The sequence below is a fragment of the Pedobacter sp. genome (genome assembly GCF_965227205.1).
Taxonomy (GTDB): domain Bacteria; phylum Bacteroidota; class Bacteroidia; order Sphingobacteriales; family Sphingobacteriaceae; genus Pedobacter.
In genome coordinates this window covers 1,197,170-1,216,866 of the sequence record NZ_OZ245727.1, presented here as the reverse complement: position 1 = coordinate 1,216,866, position 19,697 = coordinate 1,197,170, and the positions used below count along the sequence as shown (strand labels likewise).

General features: G+C 32.8%; 20 protein-coding genes. 6 read left to right on the top strand and 14 right to left on the bottom strand.

What is annotated here, in order from left to right; translation table 11 throughout:
- Positions 1-3: 3 nt before the first annotated feature.
- The 6 genes from yidD to ACO05K_RS05090 form a co-directional block, all read right to left on the bottom strand.
- Positions 4-234: a membrane protein insertion efficiency factor YidD gene (gene yidD / locus ACO05K_RS05115; RefSeq protein ID WP_421943379.1), complete on the bottom strand. Its 231-nt coding sequence runs from the start codon at positions 232-234 to the stop codon at positions 4-6.
- The gene (locus ACO05K_RS05110; RefSeq protein ID WP_421943378.1) at positions 218-616 is read right to left on the bottom strand and encodes a ribonuclease P protein component; all 399 of its coding nucleotides are present in this window, start codon (positions 614-616) and stop codon (positions 218-220) included. Before ACO05K_RS05110 ends, yidD begins: the two co-directional genes overlap by 17 nt.
- Positions 617-682: 66 nt before the next feature.
- Complete coding sequence (gene rpmH / locus ACO05K_RS05105; protein ID WP_010601723.1) at positions 683-841, bottom strand: 50S ribosomal protein L34; 159 nt, start codon at positions 839-841, stop codon at positions 683-685.
- A gap of 158 nt (positions 842-999) precedes the next feature.
- Positions 1,000-1,734 (bottom strand): LytR/AlgR family response regulator transcription factor, encoded by a 735-nt coding sequence (locus ACO05K_RS05100; protein ID WP_421943377.1) that lies wholly within the window; start codon positions 1,732-1,734, stop codon positions 1,000-1,002.
- Positions 1,712-2,773 carry a sensor histidine kinase gene (locus tag ACO05K_RS05095; protein WP_421943376.1) on the bottom strand — a complete coding sequence of 354 codons (1,062 nt, stop codon included), beginning with the start codon at positions 2,771-2,773 and terminating at the stop codon, positions 1,712-1,714. The genes ACO05K_RS05100 and ACO05K_RS05095 overlap by 23 nt, the downstream gene beginning before the upstream one ends.
- Before the next feature lie 78 nt (positions 2,774-2,851).
- A complete protein-coding gene (locus ACO05K_RS05090; RefSeq protein WP_421943375.1) occupies positions 2,852-3,604 on the bottom strand; it encodes a LiaF transmembrane domain-containing protein in 753 nt (250 codons plus the stop codon).
- Between the two features lie 130 nt (positions 3,605-3,734).
- Here ACO05K_RS05090 and ACO05K_RS05085 point away from each other — a divergent pair, with 130 nt between their 5' ends.
- Positions 3,735-4,607, top strand: a complete 873-nt coding sequence (locus tag ACO05K_RS05085) for a ChaN family lipoprotein (protein ID WP_421943374.1) — start codon at positions 3,735-3,737, stop codon at positions 4,605-4,607.
- Positions 4,608-4,646: 39 nt separating this feature from the next.
- On the opposite strand, the gene mscL is transcribed toward ACO05K_RS05085, so the two are convergent.
- Positions 4,647-5,036 carry a large-conductance mechanosensitive channel protein MscL gene (gene mscL / locus ACO05K_RS05080; RefSeq protein ID WP_421943373.1) on the bottom strand — a complete coding sequence of 130 codons (390 nt, stop codon included), beginning with the start codon at positions 5,034-5,036 and terminating at the stop codon, positions 4,647-4,649.
- A 179-nt stretch (positions 5,037-5,215) separates the two neighbouring features.
- Here mscL and rpoN point away from each other — a divergent pair, with 179 nt between their 5' ends.
- Positions 5,216-6,688 (top strand): RNA polymerase factor sigma-54, encoded by a 1,473-nt coding sequence (gene rpoN / locus ACO05K_RS05075; protein ID WP_421943372.1) that lies wholly within the window; start codon positions 5,216-5,218, stop codon positions 6,686-6,688.
- 110 nt (positions 6,689-6,798) lie between these two features.
- On the opposite strand, the gene ACO05K_RS05070 is transcribed toward rpoN, so the two are convergent.
- Together ACO05K_RS05070 and ACO05K_RS05065 are read right to left on the bottom strand one after the other, a co-directional pair.
- A complete protein-coding gene (locus tag ACO05K_RS05070) occupies positions 6,799-7,812 on the bottom strand; it encodes a type IX secretion system membrane protein PorP/SprF (protein ID WP_421943371.1) in 1,014 nt (337 codons plus the stop codon).
- A 2-nt stretch (positions 7,813-7,814) separates the two neighbouring features.
- Positions 7,815-11,336, bottom strand: coding sequence for a PKD domain-containing protein (locus ACO05K_RS05065; protein ID WP_421943370.1), 3,522 nt, complete (start codon positions 11,334-11,336; stop codon positions 7,815-7,817).
- Between the two features lie 290 nt (positions 11,337-11,626).
- On the opposite strand from ACO05K_RS05065, the gene ACO05K_RS05060 reads away from it, so the two are divergent.
- Entirely contained in the window at positions 11,627-12,037 is a 411-nt protein-coding gene (locus ACO05K_RS05060; RefSeq protein ID WP_421943369.1) for a hypothetical protein, read from the top strand.
- Between the two features lie 6 nt (positions 12,038-12,043).
- On the opposite strand, the gene ACO05K_RS05055 is transcribed toward ACO05K_RS05060, so the two are convergent.
- From ACO05K_RS05055 to ACO05K_RS05045, 3 genes are read right to left on the bottom strand one after another with little or no spacing between them, the layout of a single operon-like run.
- Positions 12,044-12,217, bottom strand: coding sequence for a hypothetical protein (locus tag ACO05K_RS05055; protein WP_421943368.1), 174 nt, complete (start codon positions 12,215-12,217; stop codon positions 12,044-12,046).
- A 47-nt stretch (positions 12,218-12,264) separates the two neighbouring features.
- Complete coding sequence (gene tatA, locus ACO05K_RS05050) at positions 12,265-12,405, bottom strand: twin-arginine translocase TatA/TatE family subunit (protein ID WP_421943367.1); 141 nt, start codon at positions 12,403-12,405, stop codon at positions 12,265-12,267.
- 50 nt (positions 12,406-12,455) lie between these two features.
- Positions 12,456-13,310: an HD domain-containing protein gene (locus ACO05K_RS05045; RefSeq protein WP_421943366.1), complete on the bottom strand. Its 855-nt coding sequence runs from the start codon at positions 13,308-13,310 to the stop codon at positions 12,456-12,458.
- Between the two features lie 205 nt (positions 13,311-13,515).
- Here ACO05K_RS05045 and ACO05K_RS05040 point away from each other — a divergent pair, with 205 nt between their 5' ends.
- On the top strand, positions 13,516-14,169 hold the full coding sequence (locus tag ACO05K_RS05040; RefSeq protein WP_421943365.1) for a TetR/AcrR family transcriptional regulator: 654 nt from the start codon (positions 13,516-13,518) through the stop codon (positions 14,167-14,169).
- A gap of 7 nt (positions 14,170-14,176) precedes the next feature.
- Entirely contained in the window at positions 14,177-15,478 is a 1,302-nt protein-coding gene (locus tag ACO05K_RS05035) for an ABC1 kinase family protein (protein ID WP_421943364.1), read from the top strand.
- On the opposite strand, the gene ACO05K_RS05030 is transcribed toward ACO05K_RS05035, so the two are convergent.
- Positions 15,475-15,831 (bottom strand): response regulator, encoded by a 357-nt coding sequence (locus tag ACO05K_RS05030; protein ID WP_421943363.1) that lies wholly within the window; start codon positions 15,829-15,831, stop codon positions 15,475-15,477. The two genes, ACO05K_RS05035 and ACO05K_RS05030, sit on opposite strands and share 4 nt — an antisense overlap.
- 254 nt (positions 15,832-16,085) lie before the next feature.
- On the opposite strand from ACO05K_RS05030, the gene ACO05K_RS05025 reads away from it, so the two are divergent.
- On the top strand, positions 16,086-16,691 hold the full coding sequence (locus ACO05K_RS05025; protein WP_421943362.1) for a GIN domain-containing protein: 606 nt from the start codon (positions 16,086-16,088) through the stop codon (positions 16,689-16,691).
- Between the two features lie 54 nt (positions 16,692-16,745).
- Here ACO05K_RS05025 and ACO05K_RS05020 read toward each other — a convergent pair whose 3' ends face one another.
- A complete protein-coding gene (locus ACO05K_RS05020) occupies positions 16,746-19,139 on the bottom strand; it encodes a GAF domain-containing protein (protein ID WP_421943361.1) in 2,394 nt (797 codons plus the stop codon).
- Positions 19,140-19,697: the final 558 nt, after the last annotated feature.

Below are 19,697 nucleotides of genomic sequence, written 5' to 3'. Positions count from 1 at the left end.
CATCTATGGCACCGGATCATGACCATGAGCGCCCCAAGGATGACAACGACCAATTCGTTTTAAAGCCATCCAACCGCCCTTGAATGGACCATGCTTTTTAATTGCCTCGATACCATACTGAGAACAAGTTGGTGTAAACCTGCAATTAGCACCTAACATTGGCGAAATTGCATATTGATATATTTTTATCAATCCTAAAAAAAACCAGCCAAATATTTTATTTATCAGCTTCATTTGGATTAATTAGATTTTGAAATCTTTTAAAAGTTGAAATTAGTTTTTTCTCAATAAAATAGAATTCATATTTATCCTTACCAACAAATTGAATGGAAAATAAAAGCAAGCCTTTATCTTGGGGTAATAGAGAATAAAATTTATCTAATTTATTTAAACGATAAGCTTCGCGAATGCGACGTTTTAATAGATTACGGTCTACCGCCCTTTTGTACCGCTTTTTCGGCACATTGATTACCACTTGAACAGGAACTTCAATTTTATCTTCGATGAAGATATACGAAACCCGAAATGGGTATAATAAAAAAGAAGAACCGTTTTTAAACAGCAGTTCTAAATGTTTCCTGCTGCATAACCGTTCTTCTTTTCTGAATGTATACATATTTTTTTGATTGATAATTGCAGATTTGATCTGCCTTTTCTGAAATTACAGAAAAGCAATCAAAAATTATGCTTTATGCTTACGCTCGTCTGAAACTGTTAATCTTTTTCTTCCTTTAGCACGACGTGATGCTAATACTCGTCTGCCGTTAGCTGTTGCCATTCTTTCGCGGAAGCCGTGTTTGTTTCTTCTCTTTCTTTGCGAAGGTTGGTATGTTCTTTTCATGACTGTATATTATCTTATTAATTTCAAAATTAAGAGGTGCAAATATAAAAGTATTCATTTATAAATGCAAGTCTGTTTGTATTTATTTTACGAGGAGCAAAAATAGCAATTCTAATTAGCTTTATAAAGTTTAAATGAAATCTAACAATTAAATTCCATTACAAGCCCAAAGCAGCTTTCAGTTTCACATATCCTGTTTTGCTTACCGGTAACCAAATATCCGATTTAAGTAGAACCACGTAGCTATCTTTCTCTTTCAATTCTATTTTTGTAACCTGAGCTAGATTAATAATGTAAGAACGGTGAATGCGAATAAATAATGCGGCATCGAGTGTTTTTTCGAAATATGCCATTGTTTTATTCTTGTAAAACGCACCTTCTGAAGTACTTAGTTTTACATAATCGTCATCTGCTTCGAGGTAATTAATTTCAGCAACCGGAATAATTTTAATTATACCATCTTTTTTTACCACTACCCTATTGTTTTGACCCGGACTAAGTGCTGCCGCATCTAAAACTGCATCTGTATTTTCAGTTTGATTTAACCTTGCAGGCAATTTCTTAATGGCTGCATCAAATCTTGCTTTATCAATTGGCTTCAGCAAATAATCAACAGCATTAACCTCAAAGGCTTTAATTGCGAACTCATCAAAAGCAGTAGTAAAAATTACCGCGGGCTTATCTTCTACCAGTTCTAACATTTCAAAGCCACTAATTTTTGGCATTTGAATGTCTAAGAAAATTAAATCGGGTTTGTGTTGAGTAATTGCCTTTAAACCTTCAAAACCATCGCAACATTCTGCAACTACCTCTATTTCTTTATGTTCTGAAAGGTAGAATTTTACAATATCTCTGGCTAAAGGCTCATCATCAATTAATATGGTCCTGATCATTTTTTTGAGGAATTTTTAAGGTTGTAATATATAAATTATTTGCCTCAATTTCGGTTCTTAAAAGTTCAGGATTTGCAAAGAGCAGGTACAACCTTCGTTTAATTGCAGTTAAACCAAAGCCAGTTCCACCGGTTGCTCTCATTTCCGGGTCGAAAGGATTTTGCACACGCAAATTCAGTATGTTATTGCTCACATTCACATCAATTTTTATAGTTATTGCCGATGAAGTATTGTAAAGTCCGAATTTAATAGCATTCTCAACAATAGGTTGTAAAAGTGTTCCGGGCAGGCAAAGTTGATGGGTATTTTCATCAACATTTACTTCAATATTTAAGCGATGACTGAACCTAACTTTTTCGATATCAAGATAAAGCTGAATATATTCCATTTCCTCTTCTATAGAAACCCACAACTCATCATCACGCTTTAGCGTTCCACGTAAAAAAGAAGCCAGTTTAGTAATCATTACACCTGCTTCTTTTGGATTTACCATAGTTAACGCGAAAACAGAATTTAAACTATTAAAAAGAAAATGTGGTTGCAGTTGATGTCTTAGTTTATTCAGCTCGGCTTCTTTTGCCAAATTTTGAGCTGCAAGTAACCTCGATTGTGTTTCTGATTGCTCTTCTAGCCTGTACCATAAAATATTAGCTAATGCACACCATCCCAAACACATAAAAGAAATTAATCCTCTAAAAGCAAAGGAAAAATTATAGAAATCTTTGTAATCTTTAAAATCAGTAAAAATGTAAAACAAGCCATATTTTGCCAGATAAATAATTACAAAAGTTAAGGCAAGTGTTATAATGAGCACATACAAAATTCTTTCATTTTTTGGCTGATAATAACCTAGCATATTGCTGATGCTTATACAAGCTATGGCAAGCAAAAAATTATTAATAGTACTATCGGTTATCGAAATTATCCACGAAAAATTTACAACATAATGTATCCCGATGGCACACAAAATAGTCCAGCACAGCGCAATACCCAAAGATATTTTCTGTATTTGAGGAACTGAAAGTGGTCTTGTTGTCAAAGTTATAGGTTTAGTTAGATGATTTTAGTTTAGTAATTAATACGTGGCGAAATAAATCGCCACGTATTTTGCAAAAGTTTAAAAACTCTTAATCTCAATACCACCGAACATTGCTGTTCCATCTAATACTAAGGTTTTTTGTATTTCTGTGTTTGGCATTAAACTTCCTCTTTTATCTTCTACACTACCAAAAATTGCTGTAACGTTAGATCTTACTGCCCAGTTTGGAGGCACAATAAGTTTAATCCCTCCAAAAACTGCTGTAACATCCAGCTTTACTTGTTCATTAAAATCGGCTTGTGTTAGGTTAATATCTGCACCACCAAAAACAGCAGTAACATCTCCACCTTTAAAGTTTTTTGAAAATACAGTTTGATGGCTTCCACCAAAAACTGCGGTAGCTTCAACAAAATCATTATCCATCCTTTTATTGTAAGATTTATCTGCCTGATTAAGATTTTCGCCGCCACGATTACCGAAATTAAAGTTCGATATACCATTCTTAGGTTTAAATATTAAGTAAGCGCCAACAATTACAAAACCTACGCCTAATGCATACTCAGAAGCATCAAAACCAAGATGCATATTATCAATAGTGTTGTAAGCGCCAATTAAAACCAGCACTAACCAGCCAATTCCTTTAAAATTATTTCGAAGTCCAAGAAAAACGCCTAAAAGGATTAAAAGGTTAGAACCGCTAAATATCCATCGTGGAATATCTAAATTCATTGTTCTAACCAGAAAGCCCAATCCAACTAAAATGATAATTAAACCACTAAGCATTCTGCCCGAGTAGTTGTTATTTATATTATTATTATTTGAAGTTTCCATTTGTGTAATTATTAATAACCAAATGTATTTATAAGATGTTAACCCAACTAACTGTTAACTGTAGAAAAGCAAAAAATAACGGTAAATAACCTCATTTTATCGGTGAAAAATATTTTAGTATTTTGATGGCATGAAATTTCTACTATTTATAGCCGCCTCATTGTGTTCTTTTGCCTGCTACAGCCAGCAAATCGAATCTAATTATAAAATTTATGATGTTAGAAAACAAAAAATAATTTCTGTTGACGATATTATAAGTGATATGAATGATGCTGATGTTTTATTTTTTGGCGAAGAACACAACGATTCAATCGGACATTATTTAGAAGCTACAATCTTTAAAAAGTTAAGTGAGAAATATCCAAAGAAAACAGCTTTGAGTTTAGAAATGTTTCATACAGATATACAGCCGATTGTTGATGAGTATCTTGGAGATTTAATTACCGAGAAGAATTTTATTAAAGAAGCACGAGCCTGGAATAATTACAAAGATTATAAGCCTTTGATTGAGTATGCAAAAGCAAACAAAGTTGATGTTATAGCAGGAAATGCAGCTACCAGATACAGTAACGCGGTAACTAAAGGCGGACTTGATGCTTTAAAAAATTTCCCTAAAACCTCTAACGCATTTTTGCCACCATTACCAATTGATACAGCAACAGGCAGATATAATGATAAGTTTCTGGAAACACTTGGAGGACATAATATGGGGCCAATGAAAATTTACCAAACCCAAAACCTTTGGGATGCAACAATGGCCTGGTCAATCGCTAAATATGCCAAAACACATAAAGGAAATAAAATCCTTCAATTAAATGGCCGTTTTCATAGCGATGAGAAACTTGGAACATTGGCTAAACTTAATGCCTATGCACCAAAACTTCAAATTTTAAATATTTCATCATTCTCTGATGAAAATTTTGAAAATCCAGATTGGGAGAAATACAAAAACCTTGCAGATTATGTAATTATCACAAACCCGAAAGTTAAAAGAAGTTACTAAAACAAAAGGTTCGCAATTACTTGCGAACCTTTTTAAATTTTATGCTTTTGCTTTTAAAACATCTCTAATTTCTGTTAGAAGAATTTCTTCTTTAGTTGGCACAGGGGCTGCAGCTGGAGCTTCTACCTCTTTCTTTTTAAGATTGTTAGCGCCTTTAATAATCAAAAACAAAACAAAGGCTACAATAACGAAAGCAATAACCTGCGATAGGAAATTACCATATTTAATTGCCGTTCCTGGAATAACGAGTTTGCTTAAATCCTCTAAACCTGCAGCTTTCAAAGCCGGGCCTAAAACGGCAGGCGTAATAATATCTTCAACAAGTGAGCTTACAATTTTTCCAAAAGCTGCACCAATGATTACACCGACAGCTAAATCAAGAACGTTTCCTTTAACTGCAAAATCCCTGAATTCTTTAACAATTCCCATAATTTTAGTTTTAGTTTGTTTTTTAAACGAAAGTAACAATTATATTATAAAATATAAAAAAATAGTGCCACTAGAGTTTATCAACAACGCATTTAACCAAATGCATCATAAAGTAATTGGAACTATTCTAAAGATTATCTGCTAACAATTGCTTATTTTTGCCGAATACTTAGAATAACATGCTAAAGCAACATCTACAACAGAAATTACTACAAAAGTTATCACCCCAGCAAATTCAATTTATTAAGTTGTTACAGGTGCCAACTGTTGCTTTAGATACAAGGGTTAAAGAGGAACTGGAAGAAAATCCAGCTTTAGAAGACCCAAGTTTAATGACTGCTGATGAGCCTAAAGGCGAATATGATGATTTAAATGATGGTCCTGAGGACTATGAAAGTTCATCAGAAGATAATAGCATGGATGAATTTAATGTTGATGATTATCTTCAGGACGATTCTGCAAATGACTATAGTACAAACTATAATAATGGCGATGATGATGAGGAGAAAAAAGAAACACCAATCGCTATAGAAAGTACATTTTTCGAAAGTTTACAAGAACAATTAGATTTAATTCCACTTTCAGATCAGGATTTTATTATAGGTAAGCAAATAATTGGAAGTTTAGATGATGATGGTTATTTACGTCGCCCTTTAAGCTCTATGATTGATGATCTTGCTTTCTCTCAAAACGTAATGGTTGAGGAAGAAGATGTTTTAGAAATGCTTCGTTTAATTCAAAGTTTCGATCCTCCAGGAATTGGGGCAAGAGATTTAAAAGAGTGCTTATTAATTCAACTTAAAAGAAAAGATACAAACAACCCAATTATTGTTAAAGCAATGAATGTGGTAGAAAATTATCTTGATGAATTTACAAGAAAACATTACGATAAACTCGAGAAAAGCTTAAACCTGGATAGTGAAGAATTAAAAGAAGTTGTAAACGAAATTCTTCGCCTAAATCCAAAACCGGGCGATGCGAATCAGGTTACCACAAAACAAATGCAAATTATTCCTGATTTTCACATCAGCAATAATGATGGCGTTTTAATTTTGACTTTAAATTCAAAAAATGCTCCTGAATTAAAAGTAAGTCGCTCTTACCAGGAAATGTTTGAACATTACGATAAAGCTTCTGCTAAGGATAAGAAATTAAAGGAAGCTGTTCAGTTTGTTAAACAGAAATTAGATTCGGCAAAATGGTTTATCGATGCGATTAAGCAAAGACAGCAAACGCTGTTAAAAACAATGAATGCAATTATGCATTATCAGTATGAATATTTTTTAACAGCTGATGAACGTAAAATGCGCCCGATGATTTTAAAAGATATTGCTGATAAAATCGATATGGATATTTCAACCGTCTCGAGGGTTGCAAACTCTAAATATGTTCAAACAGAATTTGGAACATTCTTACTTAAATCTTTCTTTTCTGAAGCAATTCAAACTGAAAACGGCGAAGAAGTTTCGAATAAAGAAGTTAAAAAAATTCTTGAAGATTGCATTGGTAATGAAGACAAACGTAAGCCTTTAGCTGATGAGAAACTTACCGATATTTTGAAGGAACGCGGCTATAATATTGCCCGTAGAACGGTAGCTAAATATCGCGAACAAATGAATATCCCGGTTGCAAGACTTAGAAAGGAACTTTAATTGGTGGGTTAGTTTTTTAGTTGGTTAGTTTTTTAGTTGGTTAGTTTTTTGGGTTACTCTAAAGCATATAGCTTGCTAAACAACCGACCATAGAATCGACCAAAAACCAACTACCACATTTTAATATAAGAAGGTACTTTGTAAATGTTATTTAGCATTAAGCCAAGTACAATTTCATGACTACCATTACTTACTGTATTTAAATCAGAAGTAGTAAAATCATAAGAGTAAGTAAGATTCACCATTTTACCAATATTAAATCCTGCCATTGCAGAAAAGGAATCGTTTTTTCTATAACTCCCTCCTAACCAAACCTTATCTTTAAAAGCAACTTTCATGTTCAAATCTACTGATACTGGCGCAGGCTGAACGTATTTGACCATAACTGATGGAATCGCTGCAATTTGATCATCCATAAAAAATTTATAACCAACTGTGGCAAAAAAGTGTGGCACTTCTTTCCCGGTATTATAATTTTCAGAATTTGTAAAATTTAATTTTTGCGATAAAACCTGTTGTGCAGATACACCTGCAAAAACTCTTGCGCCATACAACCACAAACCAACGCTTAAATCTGGTCTTAGCTGGCTAACAATTGTATTCGATAACGCAGGATCGCTTTGGCTATCTGGAAAAGTTAGCGAATTTATATCTAACCTAATATTTGATAAACCGGCAGCAGCACCTAACGAAAGATTAAAATCGTTATTCAATTGCAAATGGTAAGCATAAGTAACATTAGCATCAAGTCTGGAAAGTGGACCAGCTTTATCCTGAACAACTGTAAATCCCATACCGTGGTGTGCAGGCGAAGAAGTATAATTCTGCATATAGTTTCTATCCATTGGGTTTCCGGTTTGTTCTGGAAACGATGTTAATGCATTACTCCAAAGTTGATTATCGCCCAAAGCCCAGTGTGCAGAAACAAAAGAAGTTTGAGGTGCATCATTAATTCCGGCCCATTGCTTCCTAAAACCAGCTTTGAAATCTATATAATTTTCAATTCCTGATAAGGCTGGATTTAAAAGATATTGGTTAAAAATATATTGCGTGTATTGTGGTTTTTGTTGAGAAAACCCTTTAAAGCTTATAAAAACGGCAATTAGTAATATATACTTTTTCAATTTTATCTGATTATAGTGAGAGGTCCGGTTATTGTTTTGCGCCCGTTTCTTGGGTTGATAAGATAGTAATAAACTCCCACAGGTAAAGGCTGATTTTGATAATTTCCATCAAATGGTGTTTTATAACCTACACTGTAAAATACTTTATTTCCGTTTCTATTAAAAACTTCGATGGTTGAATTTGGATAAGTATCTAAATATTTCACGTCCCAAACATCATTCACTCCATCACCATTTGGTGTAAACGAATTAGGTGGAACAAGTGCCTGTAAAACTTTTATAAAAACAGAAGTAACCACTTTGCAACCCTCACTTGTGGTTGCGACAAGTTCATACTCAGTATCCTTATCCGGAGATGCTATCGGATTTAATACATCATCGCGATTTAAACCTAACGAAGGGGTCCATTTGTAGCTTAAGGCCTTACCTTCTGCAACTGCAGGAATGGTGATTTGACCACCAGCTAATATAAAAAGTGTAGAGCCAGCATCAGCAGTTGGAGATTGGTAAACATTAATTTCCCTTTTGCTGACACTTGTACAACCATTAGCAGCGATAAATGTATAAGTAATTACATGCACACCTGGCTGTACCCTTTTTGGATTAAAATTTCCTTCAGCATCAATTCCATCGCCAGAATAACTGCCATTTCCGGCAATACCAGACGTTTCTCTTGCTTGATTTATAATTACAGAACCATCATTTTGACAAGCCGAAGGAATATCTGTAAATTCTAAAATTGGCGCTGGTTTTAATGTGATTTGCTTTATTACTTCCTCGTAACAGTCTGTACCCGAAAAGGCCTTCAATTTTATCCTGAAATCTTTATTGCTATTACCACCAAATGCAGTGTATACCAAATTTATGTCTTCATTTGTAGGGTAATTATAAGTTACAAATTCTTCAGGTGCTCCATCCAAATCTTTGTAGATATCTATTTTAGTAATTTTACCGAAAAATGCCTTTGACAAATTGTTAATTACAACTGCATTATTGCTACACAGGTTATTTGAATTCTGAACCGAAAAATCTGCTTTTTCTACAGCACCGTTTACGGTAAAACTTTTTGATTGAGAACTAACACAACCATTTACATTGGTAATTTTAAGTGTAACGGTGTAAATGCCAAAGCTTGAATATGTATGCCTGCCATCTTTTTCTGTAGATGTATTTGGATTTAATAAAGTAGATGATGCATCTCCAAAATTCCATTCGTATTTTATCAAGCCAGTTACTCCATCGGCATCTACAGTTTTATTTACAAATAGCGCAAAAGCATCCTTCAAACAAACATCAGGCATGGTAAAATCCGCAACAGGCAAATTAGTTACAATAACATCTTTAGTGAATACATCGCTAACACATCCATTTAAGGATGTTGTAGTAAGTGTTATTTTATAAGTTCCAACTGCTGTGTATCTATGCGCAAATGGATTATTATCTGTCTTGTCAATTATCGTATTATCACCAAAATCCCAACGCCATTTAATAATTTTATTTACGGTTTTAGCAGAACTAATTGTCGATTCATCTGTAACTAAATAATCGGTATTTATACAAGTATTTAATGTTGATGAAAACTTAGAAACAGGTAATGGATAAACCGTAACTGTTTTGCTGTAAACATCAGAATAACAACCTGAGCCAGCTTTTACAGATAATGTTACAGTATAATTTCCTTCTGCAGCGTACTGATGTTTTGGATTTTTTTCTTCTGATTTTGTTCCATCCCCAAAATCCCATAACCAATTCGTTACCTGAAATTCGGTAGAATTTGATATGCTTTTATCAGTAAAAGAAATATCTGTTTTAGCACAACCAGAAACTTCGGCTTCGAAATTAGAAGTTGGTAAATCGTATATAGAAAACACATAATTTGTTTCTAAATCTCCACTTTGGCAGTTTGTGGCATTATTTGGTACATGGGCAACAACATTAAGTTTATGTTCTGCAGCAACAGTATAATTTTTCTTAACCGGGTAGCTGTAAATATAAAATGTTTGTCCGTTTATATTTTTAACCTCAGGTTCGTTAGTAGTAATTATTGGAGTTTCGGTATCAAGAGTCCAAGTAATTTTATCTGGTTTATACGGCAAATTTATTTTGAAACTCATTTCCGTATTCACACAACCATTCTGATATTCCTCCTGCTTTGCATTATTAACTACAGTAAGGTAATTATTCGAAGCTAGGTTTGTACCAGCAGAATAAGCGTAAGATTCCGTATCGCCATAACCATATGCAATAACATTAAATCCATCGTCTGCTGTAAGTGTTAGGCTTCTGTCAGTTACCGGAATTTGAGCAAAAGATAAGTTCGCAGCAAGTGTTGTCCAAGAGATGTTTGGAACAATTCCATTTATTTTAAATGAGGCTGTTTTATTCGATTTAATCAAAACATTTAAATAACGTAATCTGATATCTTGTTCAGTAGCCGAAAATACCGTAATGTTATTTACACTAAATTCTACAGGGTTTAATATTACCATATCCGGATCGCCCAAGCCGGCAGAAGTGCCATTAGGACTTGCACAACCAACAGAATACATATACTGGCTTAAGAGAAAGTTTTTATCACCTGTTACATAATTAGGCGTTGATAATCTCGGAGAACTATAAAAATTACCTTTATTTAAGGTAGCGACTAAAGATCCATTCTCATAAATTTTTGTATTATCATCAACAGCTATAGCACGATAAATATAGGATTGATTAATAAATGGAATAATACCATATGTTTTACCTAAGCTCGAAACCGGATAGATTTGCTGATAAAGCGGATCTGCACTGGAACAGTTTCCAATTACAATGTTAGAAGTTCCGGAAAATGCTGCAAATCGTTTACATGAAGATGTACTTGGATCTGTTTCAACAGACACACCAGTTAAATCATCAAGACCAGAGGTATATTCATAAACATCTCCGACGTTAGGTAGCGTAATTGTTCTGCTTGTATTACTTTTATCCTTTAACAATAAAACTGTATTATCTTCTACCGCTATAATTGTTAAATAATTATAACCTTGCTGAGAACTATTATTGGTATTGCCATTATTATTATTCGCTGCAACGTTTTGAGTATAATTAACTGAAAAATATTTCTGGCCTAGCGTTTCAAATGGTAATATTAGTGATGCTGCAGACCGATGTCCGGCGAAAACGTGTGCATAGGCTGCAACTTTAGGTTTGCCCGGGGTAACTACAATATGAATTCCACGGTTTGTTAAAACCCTATTTGCATCGTTTAAATCAATATAAGAATCGTTTCGGTTAACCTGAATACCAACTGAAGTATTTGCTGGTATTGCAGTAAGTCCAGATGAATAAGCACCACAAGTGACCGTAACCTCAGTATCGTATTTTGAGGTTACGAAAACAACCAAACTCGCTAAAGCCCCACCACTAGGCACATGCGTAGGAAATACAGTCCAAAAATCAGTTCCTTCATTGGAAATATTTTGACTGTACCCCTTATTACACAATAAAATAGCGACACAAAAAACTAATAAGAATGCTCGTTTCATTATTATTAGTTTGATAAAGAAATAGTTTGCATTGGTTTGTTTATAGAATGCAATATACTATTATTGAATATACAAGAAAAAAAATTAACATATTTTAAATACTCAAATTTCTATTTCGTGTAAAAAACTAAAGGGTTTGTGTAAAAAAAGAATAAAAACAAATATCATTTTAGCATATTGAACCCAATATTTCTCTATTCTTATCAATTACAAAATCGCTGATTTTTAATTGAAAAACATCATCCCATAAAGTAATTTTATTATTTATGACTTAACCGAAAGGGATGATTATGAATGCGTATTTAAAATTAATTGAGCAAATATATCCAGCCAGAAACGGCGAAAGAACAGATATTCAGATTTACAATACTATGGAAGTTGCATATGCAAAAATGCAATTGGAAAAAAATATTACTGAAACCATACTATATAATCATAGAATTTCATTCTATTTCTTAAAGAAACATATATACAACGCGGTAAATGATGGAATGAGAAAAATCCATTATGATTTAAATGACTTAGATAGACAGTGCTTGATGTATTTTCTAAATAAACTAAACTCACCACTTTATGATAAAATAGAGTTAGATGTTATTATTGATAACATCAATACATTATTATCATGTTATGATTTAAGCAAAAATTATCTTGAAACAACTAGTAAAGAAGAAGAAATAAAACTTAGAGTTTCTGCTTAAAGAAAATTATTCATCTTTTTCAGGCTTATTTTCGAACTGCTCTGAATATTCTTTTGCTTTTTCATCTGCAACTGTATCATTGCGGTTCGATTGCTCTAAATTTTTATCTAATCGGTTATTCCAATTATCTAAACCATCATTTGGTTTATTTTTTTCAGAATCATTTTTAGGATTTATCATGTTTTAAGTTTTATAATCAAAACACGATTTATCAAAATAAGTTTACACTATTTTACAGGTGGTTCATCTTTTGCGTTTTTAAATTCTTTTACACTCCTGCCTATTCCACGCATAAGTTCAGGAATTTTTTTACCACCAAAAATTAAAAGAATAATAACTCCAATTAGGATAATTTCAATTGCCGACATATCAAATTTTTAATGAATATACACTAAAATAAGCGAAGGGTTAGAAACAATTAAACAAGCAAAGCATTCAATGTTCTGGTTTTAACTTTTGGAACAGCTCCATGCCTTATAAATTCTGAAAATCCTTTTAACTGCTTTATTGATTTAATGGCTTCGTAACCCAAATAATTGCTTCTAATTTTATTAAGCAACAGCGTATCCGTTTTAAACAAATCCTTTTCAATTAAAATGCCTTTTGCTAAAAAATCCTTAATTAGTTGTGCCATTTTTCCATTCGCAAATAAATAAAGCGGAAGATTAAAAACCTCGTCGTTAAGCCTTTTAAATACATCATTTATCCATAGAACTTCCTCTTCAGCATTGATTGCAATTTTCCCATCATTTAATGTTACAGCGTTTAAAAACGTTAAAATTCTTTGTCTGGAAATTAACCCTGCATAAAAGCTATCTCTTAATGTATAATCTAGTCTATCCGCACAGAGCGCTGGCAATGGCTGTTCTAAAATGTTAAATTCACCATAAATAATTTGACTGGCATTATAACCATGTTTCAATAAAACATCAGGAATTTCTGAATTATATAAAATTTCAGCAAAAACTTTTTCATGGTAATCCTCATCAGTATTATCAAAAACATAATCGCCAACATGTGAAAAAGCCGTGTGCGAGATATCGTGTAATAGTCCGGCGATTTGCTCCAATTCAGAACCACCTAACTTTTTGATTAAAATCATCACACCTATTGCATGTTCAAGCCTTGAGTGACAGATATCTGGATTAACAAGGTAAATAGCACCGCTTTGATGCACTCCCGCCAATCGTTTTAAAACTTCAGTATTCAATAAATCTTCAAAAACCTCTGGTAAATCTACCTTACCATACAAAAAATCATTTACCTGAATCATATCTCTAAAGCTTAAATAACACAACACAATTATACTATTTATTTTAGTTTTACAGAAAATTAATTTTCAACAACAACTAAATATTTTAGCTAAAAACAAACTTTCAAAATAAATGAAAGCATTTATTACAAAAACATGATTTTTAAATACGACCACACTGAAACATGATTAAACTTTAAACGTTATATTTAAAAAAAACAGTTATATGGCAACTGCTGAGCAAATCCGAAAAGCATATTTAGATTACGTTTTAAGCAACAATGAAAAACCTAAATCGGTTTATATTTTTGCAAAAAAGTTAAAAATTACTGAAGCTGATTTTTATCAGTTTTACTCCTCTTTCGAAAGTATTGAGAAAAATATTTGGTTTGAATTAACCTTTGAAACGATAAGTAAAATTAAGGAACAGGAAGTCTGGTCTCAATATTCTTCCAGAGAAAAAATGCTCTCATTTTTTTACAGCTACGTGGAGCAACTAAAAAATGAGAGAAGCTTTATTATCTACAGCTTAAAAAATTACGGCTTAAAGTTGAGCACACCTACTGTTTTGGCTGGTGTTAGACCTATTTTTGAAAATTTCGCCGAAGATATTATAAATGAAGGACTGGAAAACGGAGAACTTGCAGAACGTAAATTCTTTAGCAAAAGATATAAAGATGCACTTTGGGTTCAGTTTGCATTTATTTTAAATTTTTGGATTAATGATGATAGTGAAGGTTTTGAAAAAACCGATGAAGCTATTGAAAAAGGCATAAATGTAACATTCGATCTTTTCCAGCACTCTCCTATTGATAATTTATTTGAATATGGAAAGTTTTTGAGCAGAAATGGAAAGTTTAAAGAACGTATGGGATTTTAATTTATAAATGAAAGAGCAAAAGAGTATTCCGGTTACTAAGGTAGAGCGTTCTGCAAAATTTGTTAAAACAGGTTTTCAAATTGGTGGAAATTATATTAAACATTATTCAAAAAAGCTTTTTAATCCAGAAATGGATAGAGAGCAGCTTAATGAAGATAACGCAACAGACATTTATAAATCTTTAAGCGAACTAAAAGGAAGTGCTTTAAAGATTGCGCAAATGTTAAGCATGGATAAAAACATACTGCCAAAATCTTATGTAGATAAATTCACACAATCTCAATATAATGCACCTCCACTTTCAGGACCGCTGATTGTTAGAACATTTACCAAAAACTTTGGCAAAACACCAGAAAACATTTACGATAGTTTTAATTTAACTTCTACCAACGCGGCTTCAATTGGCCAGGTTCATCAAGCTAAATTAAACGGGCAAAAGCTTGCGGTTAAAATTCAATATCCAGGTGTTGGCGATAGCATTTCATCAGATTTAAAATTGGTTAAGCCTTTTGCCTTTAGGCTTTTGGGCATGTCTGAAAAGGAATTAAACATTTATATAAAAGAAGTTGAAGAACGATTATTGGAAGAAACCGACTACGAATTAGAAGTTAAACGTTCAATTGAATTTTCTGAAGCCTGCAAAAATTTAGATAATGTAGTTTTCCCTAAATATTACCCTGAACTATCTGGAAAACGTATTATTTCTATGGATTGGATTGATGGTTTGCACTTAAAAGAGTTTTTGAAAACAAATCCATCTCAAGAGTTAAAAAATAAAATCGGACAGGCTTTGTGGGATTTTTATAACTTCCAGCAACATGAATTAAAAGCCGTTCACGCTGATCCTCATCCAGGAAATTTTTTAATAACACCTGATGAAAAACTTGGCGTAATTGATTTTGGATGCATTAAGGAGATGCCGTTGGATTTTTACATTCCGTTTTTCTCGCTTATCTCTACAGATGTAATTCGCGATAAAGCAAAAACGATAGATGCTTTTAGAAAGCTCGATATGATTCATACTGATGATACAGAAGCGCAAATTGAATTTTATTACAAATCGTACAAGGAAATGATTGAGCTTTTTGCTAAGCCTTATATTAATACCTCGTTTGATTTCAGCAAAAACGAATTCTTCGAGAAACTATATGAGTATGGTGAAAAGATTTCGAAAATGCCCGAATTTAAGCAAGCCCGTGGTGTAAAACATTTTATTTATGTTAACCGAACAAATTTTGGCTTATATACCATATTACATGAATTAAAGGCCACAGTTAAAACAGATACCTTTAAGCCAAGACTTAATTAGGCATTCTTTTTAATAACCTCAATCATTTCATCAATTTCAAAAGGCTTTTGAATATAATCATCAGCTTTGCTTTCCTTTGCAATTTCAGGTAGCTTTTCTGATGTTGAAGTTAATACGGCTGAAATATCCTCAGTTTCAGGATCGGATTTTAACTCCTTAATTATTTTAGACCCTTTTTTAGTTCCCTTGATGTGATCATCAATTACTACCACATCAGGGTTTATTTCTTCTATATTCTCGATTGGTTCAGTTGTTAATGAAGCGGTTACATCAAATCCCTCTTCATCTAAAACCTGATCCATAATGTCCAGAATATCTTTATTATCCTGAACCAGAACAACCTTTTTCTTCATAAATCGTTTGGAATAATTTCGACTTAAATATAAATAAAAAAGAATAATTCCTACAGCAAATCTTTGTTGATTTTGAATTCAACTAATCCGTTAGTCGTTCGTCTGTTTTTTTTACCCGTTGGTCGATTACTTACTCGTGCTTGTATAAAAATGCAACATTCGCTGCAACGTTTTTCAAGTACAGGCGTCTTATCTACAAAACCATTAAAAAATCATAAATAACTAAATAATAATCATTTATAAATAACAGCATTATGAAAACCTCAATCAAAACCCTAATCGCAGTTTCATTATCGGCTATCACTTTAACAACTGCAGCATTTTCTACAAGCGTATCAGCAACAGAAAAAAAACCAACAACCGTATCTGCTCCAAGCAACTTTAAAAGAATTTCTATTAAAGGAAATGTAGAAGTTAAAATTGTACAAAGACAAAGTGAATCTGTAGCTTACGCTGAAGATAATTTAGGCAAAGCAAAAATTACACAAGAAGGTGATCTTTTAAGAATTACATCTCTGGATAAAGACGTTAGCAAAATCACAATTTATGTGTCAGACATTTACAGAATCGAAGCTGCAGATAATGCAGTTGTAAAAACAGATGGAAAATTAAAAGTTAAATTTTTACAGGTTTTCTTAAAAGGAAGTGCACATGCAGAAATTAACTCGAACACCGAAGGATTATATACTGTAATTAAAGACAACGCAGATTTAAAACTTAGCGGTGCAACTGATAACCACACAGTTGTTATGGGCGATACTCAAAGATTAACAATGGATAGATTTGCAGCATTAAAAACAAATATCAGTTCTGCTGAAGAAACACACGCAATTACTGAAACAGTAGCAGTAATTAAATAATAAAAACACACAACAAAAAAAATGGCGAAGAGATTAACCTCTTCGCCATTTTTTTTAATTTAAATTTAAGCTTAAATCTTTAGCTTTCGAATCTTCAGCTTCTTTTCGCTTGGTTTTACTAACGTATTTAACGCCAACTCTTAAAGCTTTCAAACCAGATACACCTTGTAATTCTTCTAAATCAAGTTTCTCTAAATCATCATTTAAATAACCTTGATCTTGCAAATACTTAATATATTCAACGTATTCTTTAGCTTCATCGGCATTAAAGTAAACCATTGCAATTTTATTAGGCTGCGTTAAACGTTCAGAAGTTCCTTTAATCAGAACTTTATCAATACGTTTTTTAACAACTTCATATCTAATATTGTAAGCACCTTCAACATCAAACCTACGCTCATCATTTCTAAAACTAATGTCGATTGCGTTTGAATGGATAAACAACAATTGTGTCGTTTCTAAAGGTCTTGGCATATCACCTATTAAACTTTTCGATAAACGTGCAATTTCTACCATAGAAGTTAATTGCCACAAACGAATGTTCTTTAGATAAAGTAAATCGAACGGTTTATTTGGTGCAATTTCCTGACCAATGTAAATATCATATTCAACACCATCGGTACGGAATTTTGCAAAATAACACGGATAAGATGCCTGTAAGTTTTGCTGTGCAGTTTCTAAATACTGGCTAACTTCCATATTTATACGCTGCATCGAAATTTCTAATTTCCTTCTGTTTTCAAATGCTAAACCAGTTTCTGGAAGAATTTCTGCAAAATAATCATCAACAATTTCAGCAGCTTCCGGATGGTTTAATTTTATAACAGAGAAGAAAGGATAAACCTCAACAGCTAAAAACTCGTTTAACAGCATTTCTTCGTTGCTCGATGCAACATTGCTAATTCTTACAATCCAATCGTTACAATTAAAAATAAGTTTATCAATCAGCTCTAAGAAAACAAATTTGCGCAGGCTTTTCAATGTTTTAATGATGTTCAATAAATGAACATGCATATCTTCTTTTAAAGCTTCGTTACGTTCGTTTGTCGAGTTACGAATATCAATAGCACCGAATAACGGATACATACCTTTAAAGGTAACGGTATCCATTTGTTTAAGCTTTTTATTCTCCTTGCTTTGTTTTAGAAAATCCCAAACCGCCTCATTAAATTTCCACTGTACAGAAGGTTGTAACGCCGTAAATTTATCCATTAAAACGGCATCCATCTTGGCATTAAATTCTTCAATACTGTATTGAAAAAGCTGTCCAATCAATGGCATTGCAGGGCGCAATCTCGACAACAATTTATCATCAACCGCAACCTCTTTGCTAGAATAAACCTCTAAAACACCAGCTAATTGTGTATTATAATAAACCGGCAAAACCGAATAAGAACAAACACCAGCTTCATTTAAAACACGTAAAAACGGGTCTTTTTCCATCTGTTTCTCATTAATCGAGCTTACAAAAATTGGGCGTGGGTCTTCTTTATATTTATCTACCAGCGAGTAAAAAACTTCTTCTTCTAGATTTGATGCTTTTGCAGAGTTAATAAGCATACTTTGCGAAAACTCCTGATCATCAAAAACCAGCTTATTGTTTACCGTTAAAAATGGCATCAAGCCAAATTCTAAATCTCCGTTACCGCTAAGCGTTTTTAATGCTTGTATTACGTGGTTATAAGATTCAGTTTGGTAATTATGATTTACTAAAGCATCTCTAATACCATCAATTGCATGTTGTAAGGTAACATCAGTTATTGAAATTACACTAAAACCCTCAAAGGTAAATTTCTTTAAAGGAAGCGCATCAATCAGATATTCCATCTCTGTACCTTCCTGAAAATGCTGTGCCAATTCTTCGAAATTTAGTTCTGGCAATTCGCCTTTAAACTGTATATCGATAAATTGAGTATCGTTTTGAATGTTATAGTAAGAAGTTAAATTATTCTCAGGATTTACATGAGCATAAATAATCTCGTTCTTTAAAACTGATGAAAAATTATAAAACCTGTTTAAAATTAAATTGTAAACAAATTTCAAATGCTTTTTCTCTGTTGATTCAGAATCTTTACTAACCTTTTTTGCAGGATCGTGGTCTTTAAAAAACTGATAAAAGGCATTTGTACTGAAAAATATTTCATCCGGAACGGGTGTACTTAATGCCCAAAACATCTCGTTTTCATTCGCCATTAACGGTGTTAAAATGGTGAAAATTAATTCGAGTGTTTCTTTATGTTTCGATAATTCCTGAGCGCTGATATTGTTCAGTAAAGCATTTTCTTTTTCAATTTTTTCGAGCAAAAACCTATAAAATTCCGACTTAACGGTTTTTTCTGTTTTAAGTCTGTTTTTCAAATAGGTTACCAATGGCCTAAACGACAGGTTAGATTTAACCTGGCAATTAATGCACTCGTTTTTATGTATTTTAATTACATTGGTATTCATGGGTATATGTTTGTTATAGACGTAAATTTAAAGTGGTGTAAATAGTTTATTATCTCTTACAAAGATACAAATAGCCTGAGCCACAAATAGTCTGCAAAACGTAATACTATTTTTACATCCGATATATTAATATACGAATAAAATTAAAGTTTAGTTTAAATTCTGATTTATTTGGAGCGCATGTTCAGTAATGCTTAGCTTCTGGCAGTCCCGCCAATACTGCAATCTTTTGGCAAAACTTACGAAGTCTTTACCAAAAAAATGCTCATTAGACTTCGTAAGTTTTAAAAAGCCAAAAGTATTTCCGTTTATGTCGGGGCTATTAAACACAGGTTTTGACCCTTGGCAAAAAATGCAAAGTTTAAAACACAATGTTAGAGCTTGGCAAGGTAAAACCTAAATAGTAGTATCGGCTTATCATTCCTAGACCTGACTGTACGAAAATACTTTTTGCAGCAGTAGCCTGAATAACTCAGAAACCACGAACAAAAAGATTGTAGGAAAGGCAGGACTAACTTAAATTTTCAGCAGGAATTAGCTTTTCAAAAAAACCTCTTA

Excerpts from the sequence above, each read along its gene's own strand:
- yidD (WP_421943379.1), bottom strand. The coding sequence starts at position 234 with ATGAAGCTGATAAATAAAATATTTGGCTGGTTTTTTTTAGGATTGATA.
- ACO05K_RS05110 (WP_421943378.1), bottom strand. The coding sequence starts at position 616 with ATGTATACATTCAGAAAAGAAGAACGGTTATGCAGCAGGAAACATTTA.
- rpmH (WP_010601723.1), bottom strand. The coding sequence starts at position 841 with ATGAAAAGAACATACCAACCTTCGCAAAGAAAGAGAAGAAACAAACAC.
- ACO05K_RS05100 (WP_421943377.1), bottom strand. The coding sequence starts at position 1,734 with ATGATCAGGACCATATTAATTGATGATGAGCCTTTAGCCAGAGATATT.
- ACO05K_RS05090 (WP_421943375.1), bottom strand. The coding sequence starts at position 3,604 with ATGGAAACTTCAAATAATAATAATATAAATAACAACTACTCGGGCAGA.
- ACO05K_RS05085 (WP_421943374.1), top strand. The coding sequence starts at position 3,735 with ATGAAATTTCTACTATTTATAGCCGCCTCATTGTGTTCTTTTGCCTGC.
- mscL (WP_421943373.1), bottom strand. The coding sequence starts at position 5,036 with ATGGGAATTGTTAAAGAATTCAGGGATTTTGCAGTTAAAGGAAACGTT.
- rpoN (WP_421943372.1), top strand. The coding sequence starts at position 5,216 with ATGCTAAAGCAACATCTACAACAGAAATTACTACAAAAGTTATCACCC.
- ACO05K_RS05065 (WP_421943370.1), bottom strand. The coding sequence starts at position 11,336 with ATGAAACGAGCATTCTTATTAGTTTTTTGTGTCGCTATTTTATTGTGT.
- ACO05K_RS05060 (WP_421943369.1), top strand. The coding sequence starts at position 11,627 with ATGAATGCGTATTTAAAATTAATTGAGCAAATATATCCAGCCAGAAAC.
- ACO05K_RS05055 (WP_421943368.1), bottom strand. The coding sequence starts at position 12,217 with ATGATAAATCCTAAAAATGATTCTGAAAAAAATAAACCAAATGATGGT.
- tatA (WP_421943367.1), bottom strand. The coding sequence starts at position 12,405 with ATGTCGGCAATTGAAATTATCCTAATTGGAGTTATTATTCTTTTAATT.
- ACO05K_RS05045 (WP_421943366.1), bottom strand. The coding sequence starts at position 13,310 with ATGATTCAGGTAAATGATTTTTTGTATGGTAAGGTAGATTTACCAGAG.
- ACO05K_RS05040 (WP_421943365.1), top strand. The coding sequence starts at position 13,516 with ATGGCAACTGCTGAGCAAATCCGAAAAGCATATTTAGATTACGTTTTA.
- ACO05K_RS05035 (WP_421943364.1), top strand. The coding sequence starts at position 14,177 with ATGAAAGAGCAAAAGAGTATTCCGGTTACTAAGGTAGAGCGTTCTGCA.
- ACO05K_RS05030 (WP_421943363.1), bottom strand. The coding sequence starts at position 15,831 with ATGAAGAAAAAGGTTGTTCTGGTTCAGGATAATAAAGATATTCTGGAC.
- ACO05K_RS05025 (WP_421943362.1), top strand. The coding sequence starts at position 16,086 with ATGAAAACCTCAATCAAAACCCTAATCGCAGTTTCATTATCGGCTATC.
- ACO05K_RS05020 (WP_421943361.1), bottom strand. The coding sequence starts at position 19,139 with ATGAATACCAATGTAATTAAAATACATAAAAACGAGTGCATTAATTGC.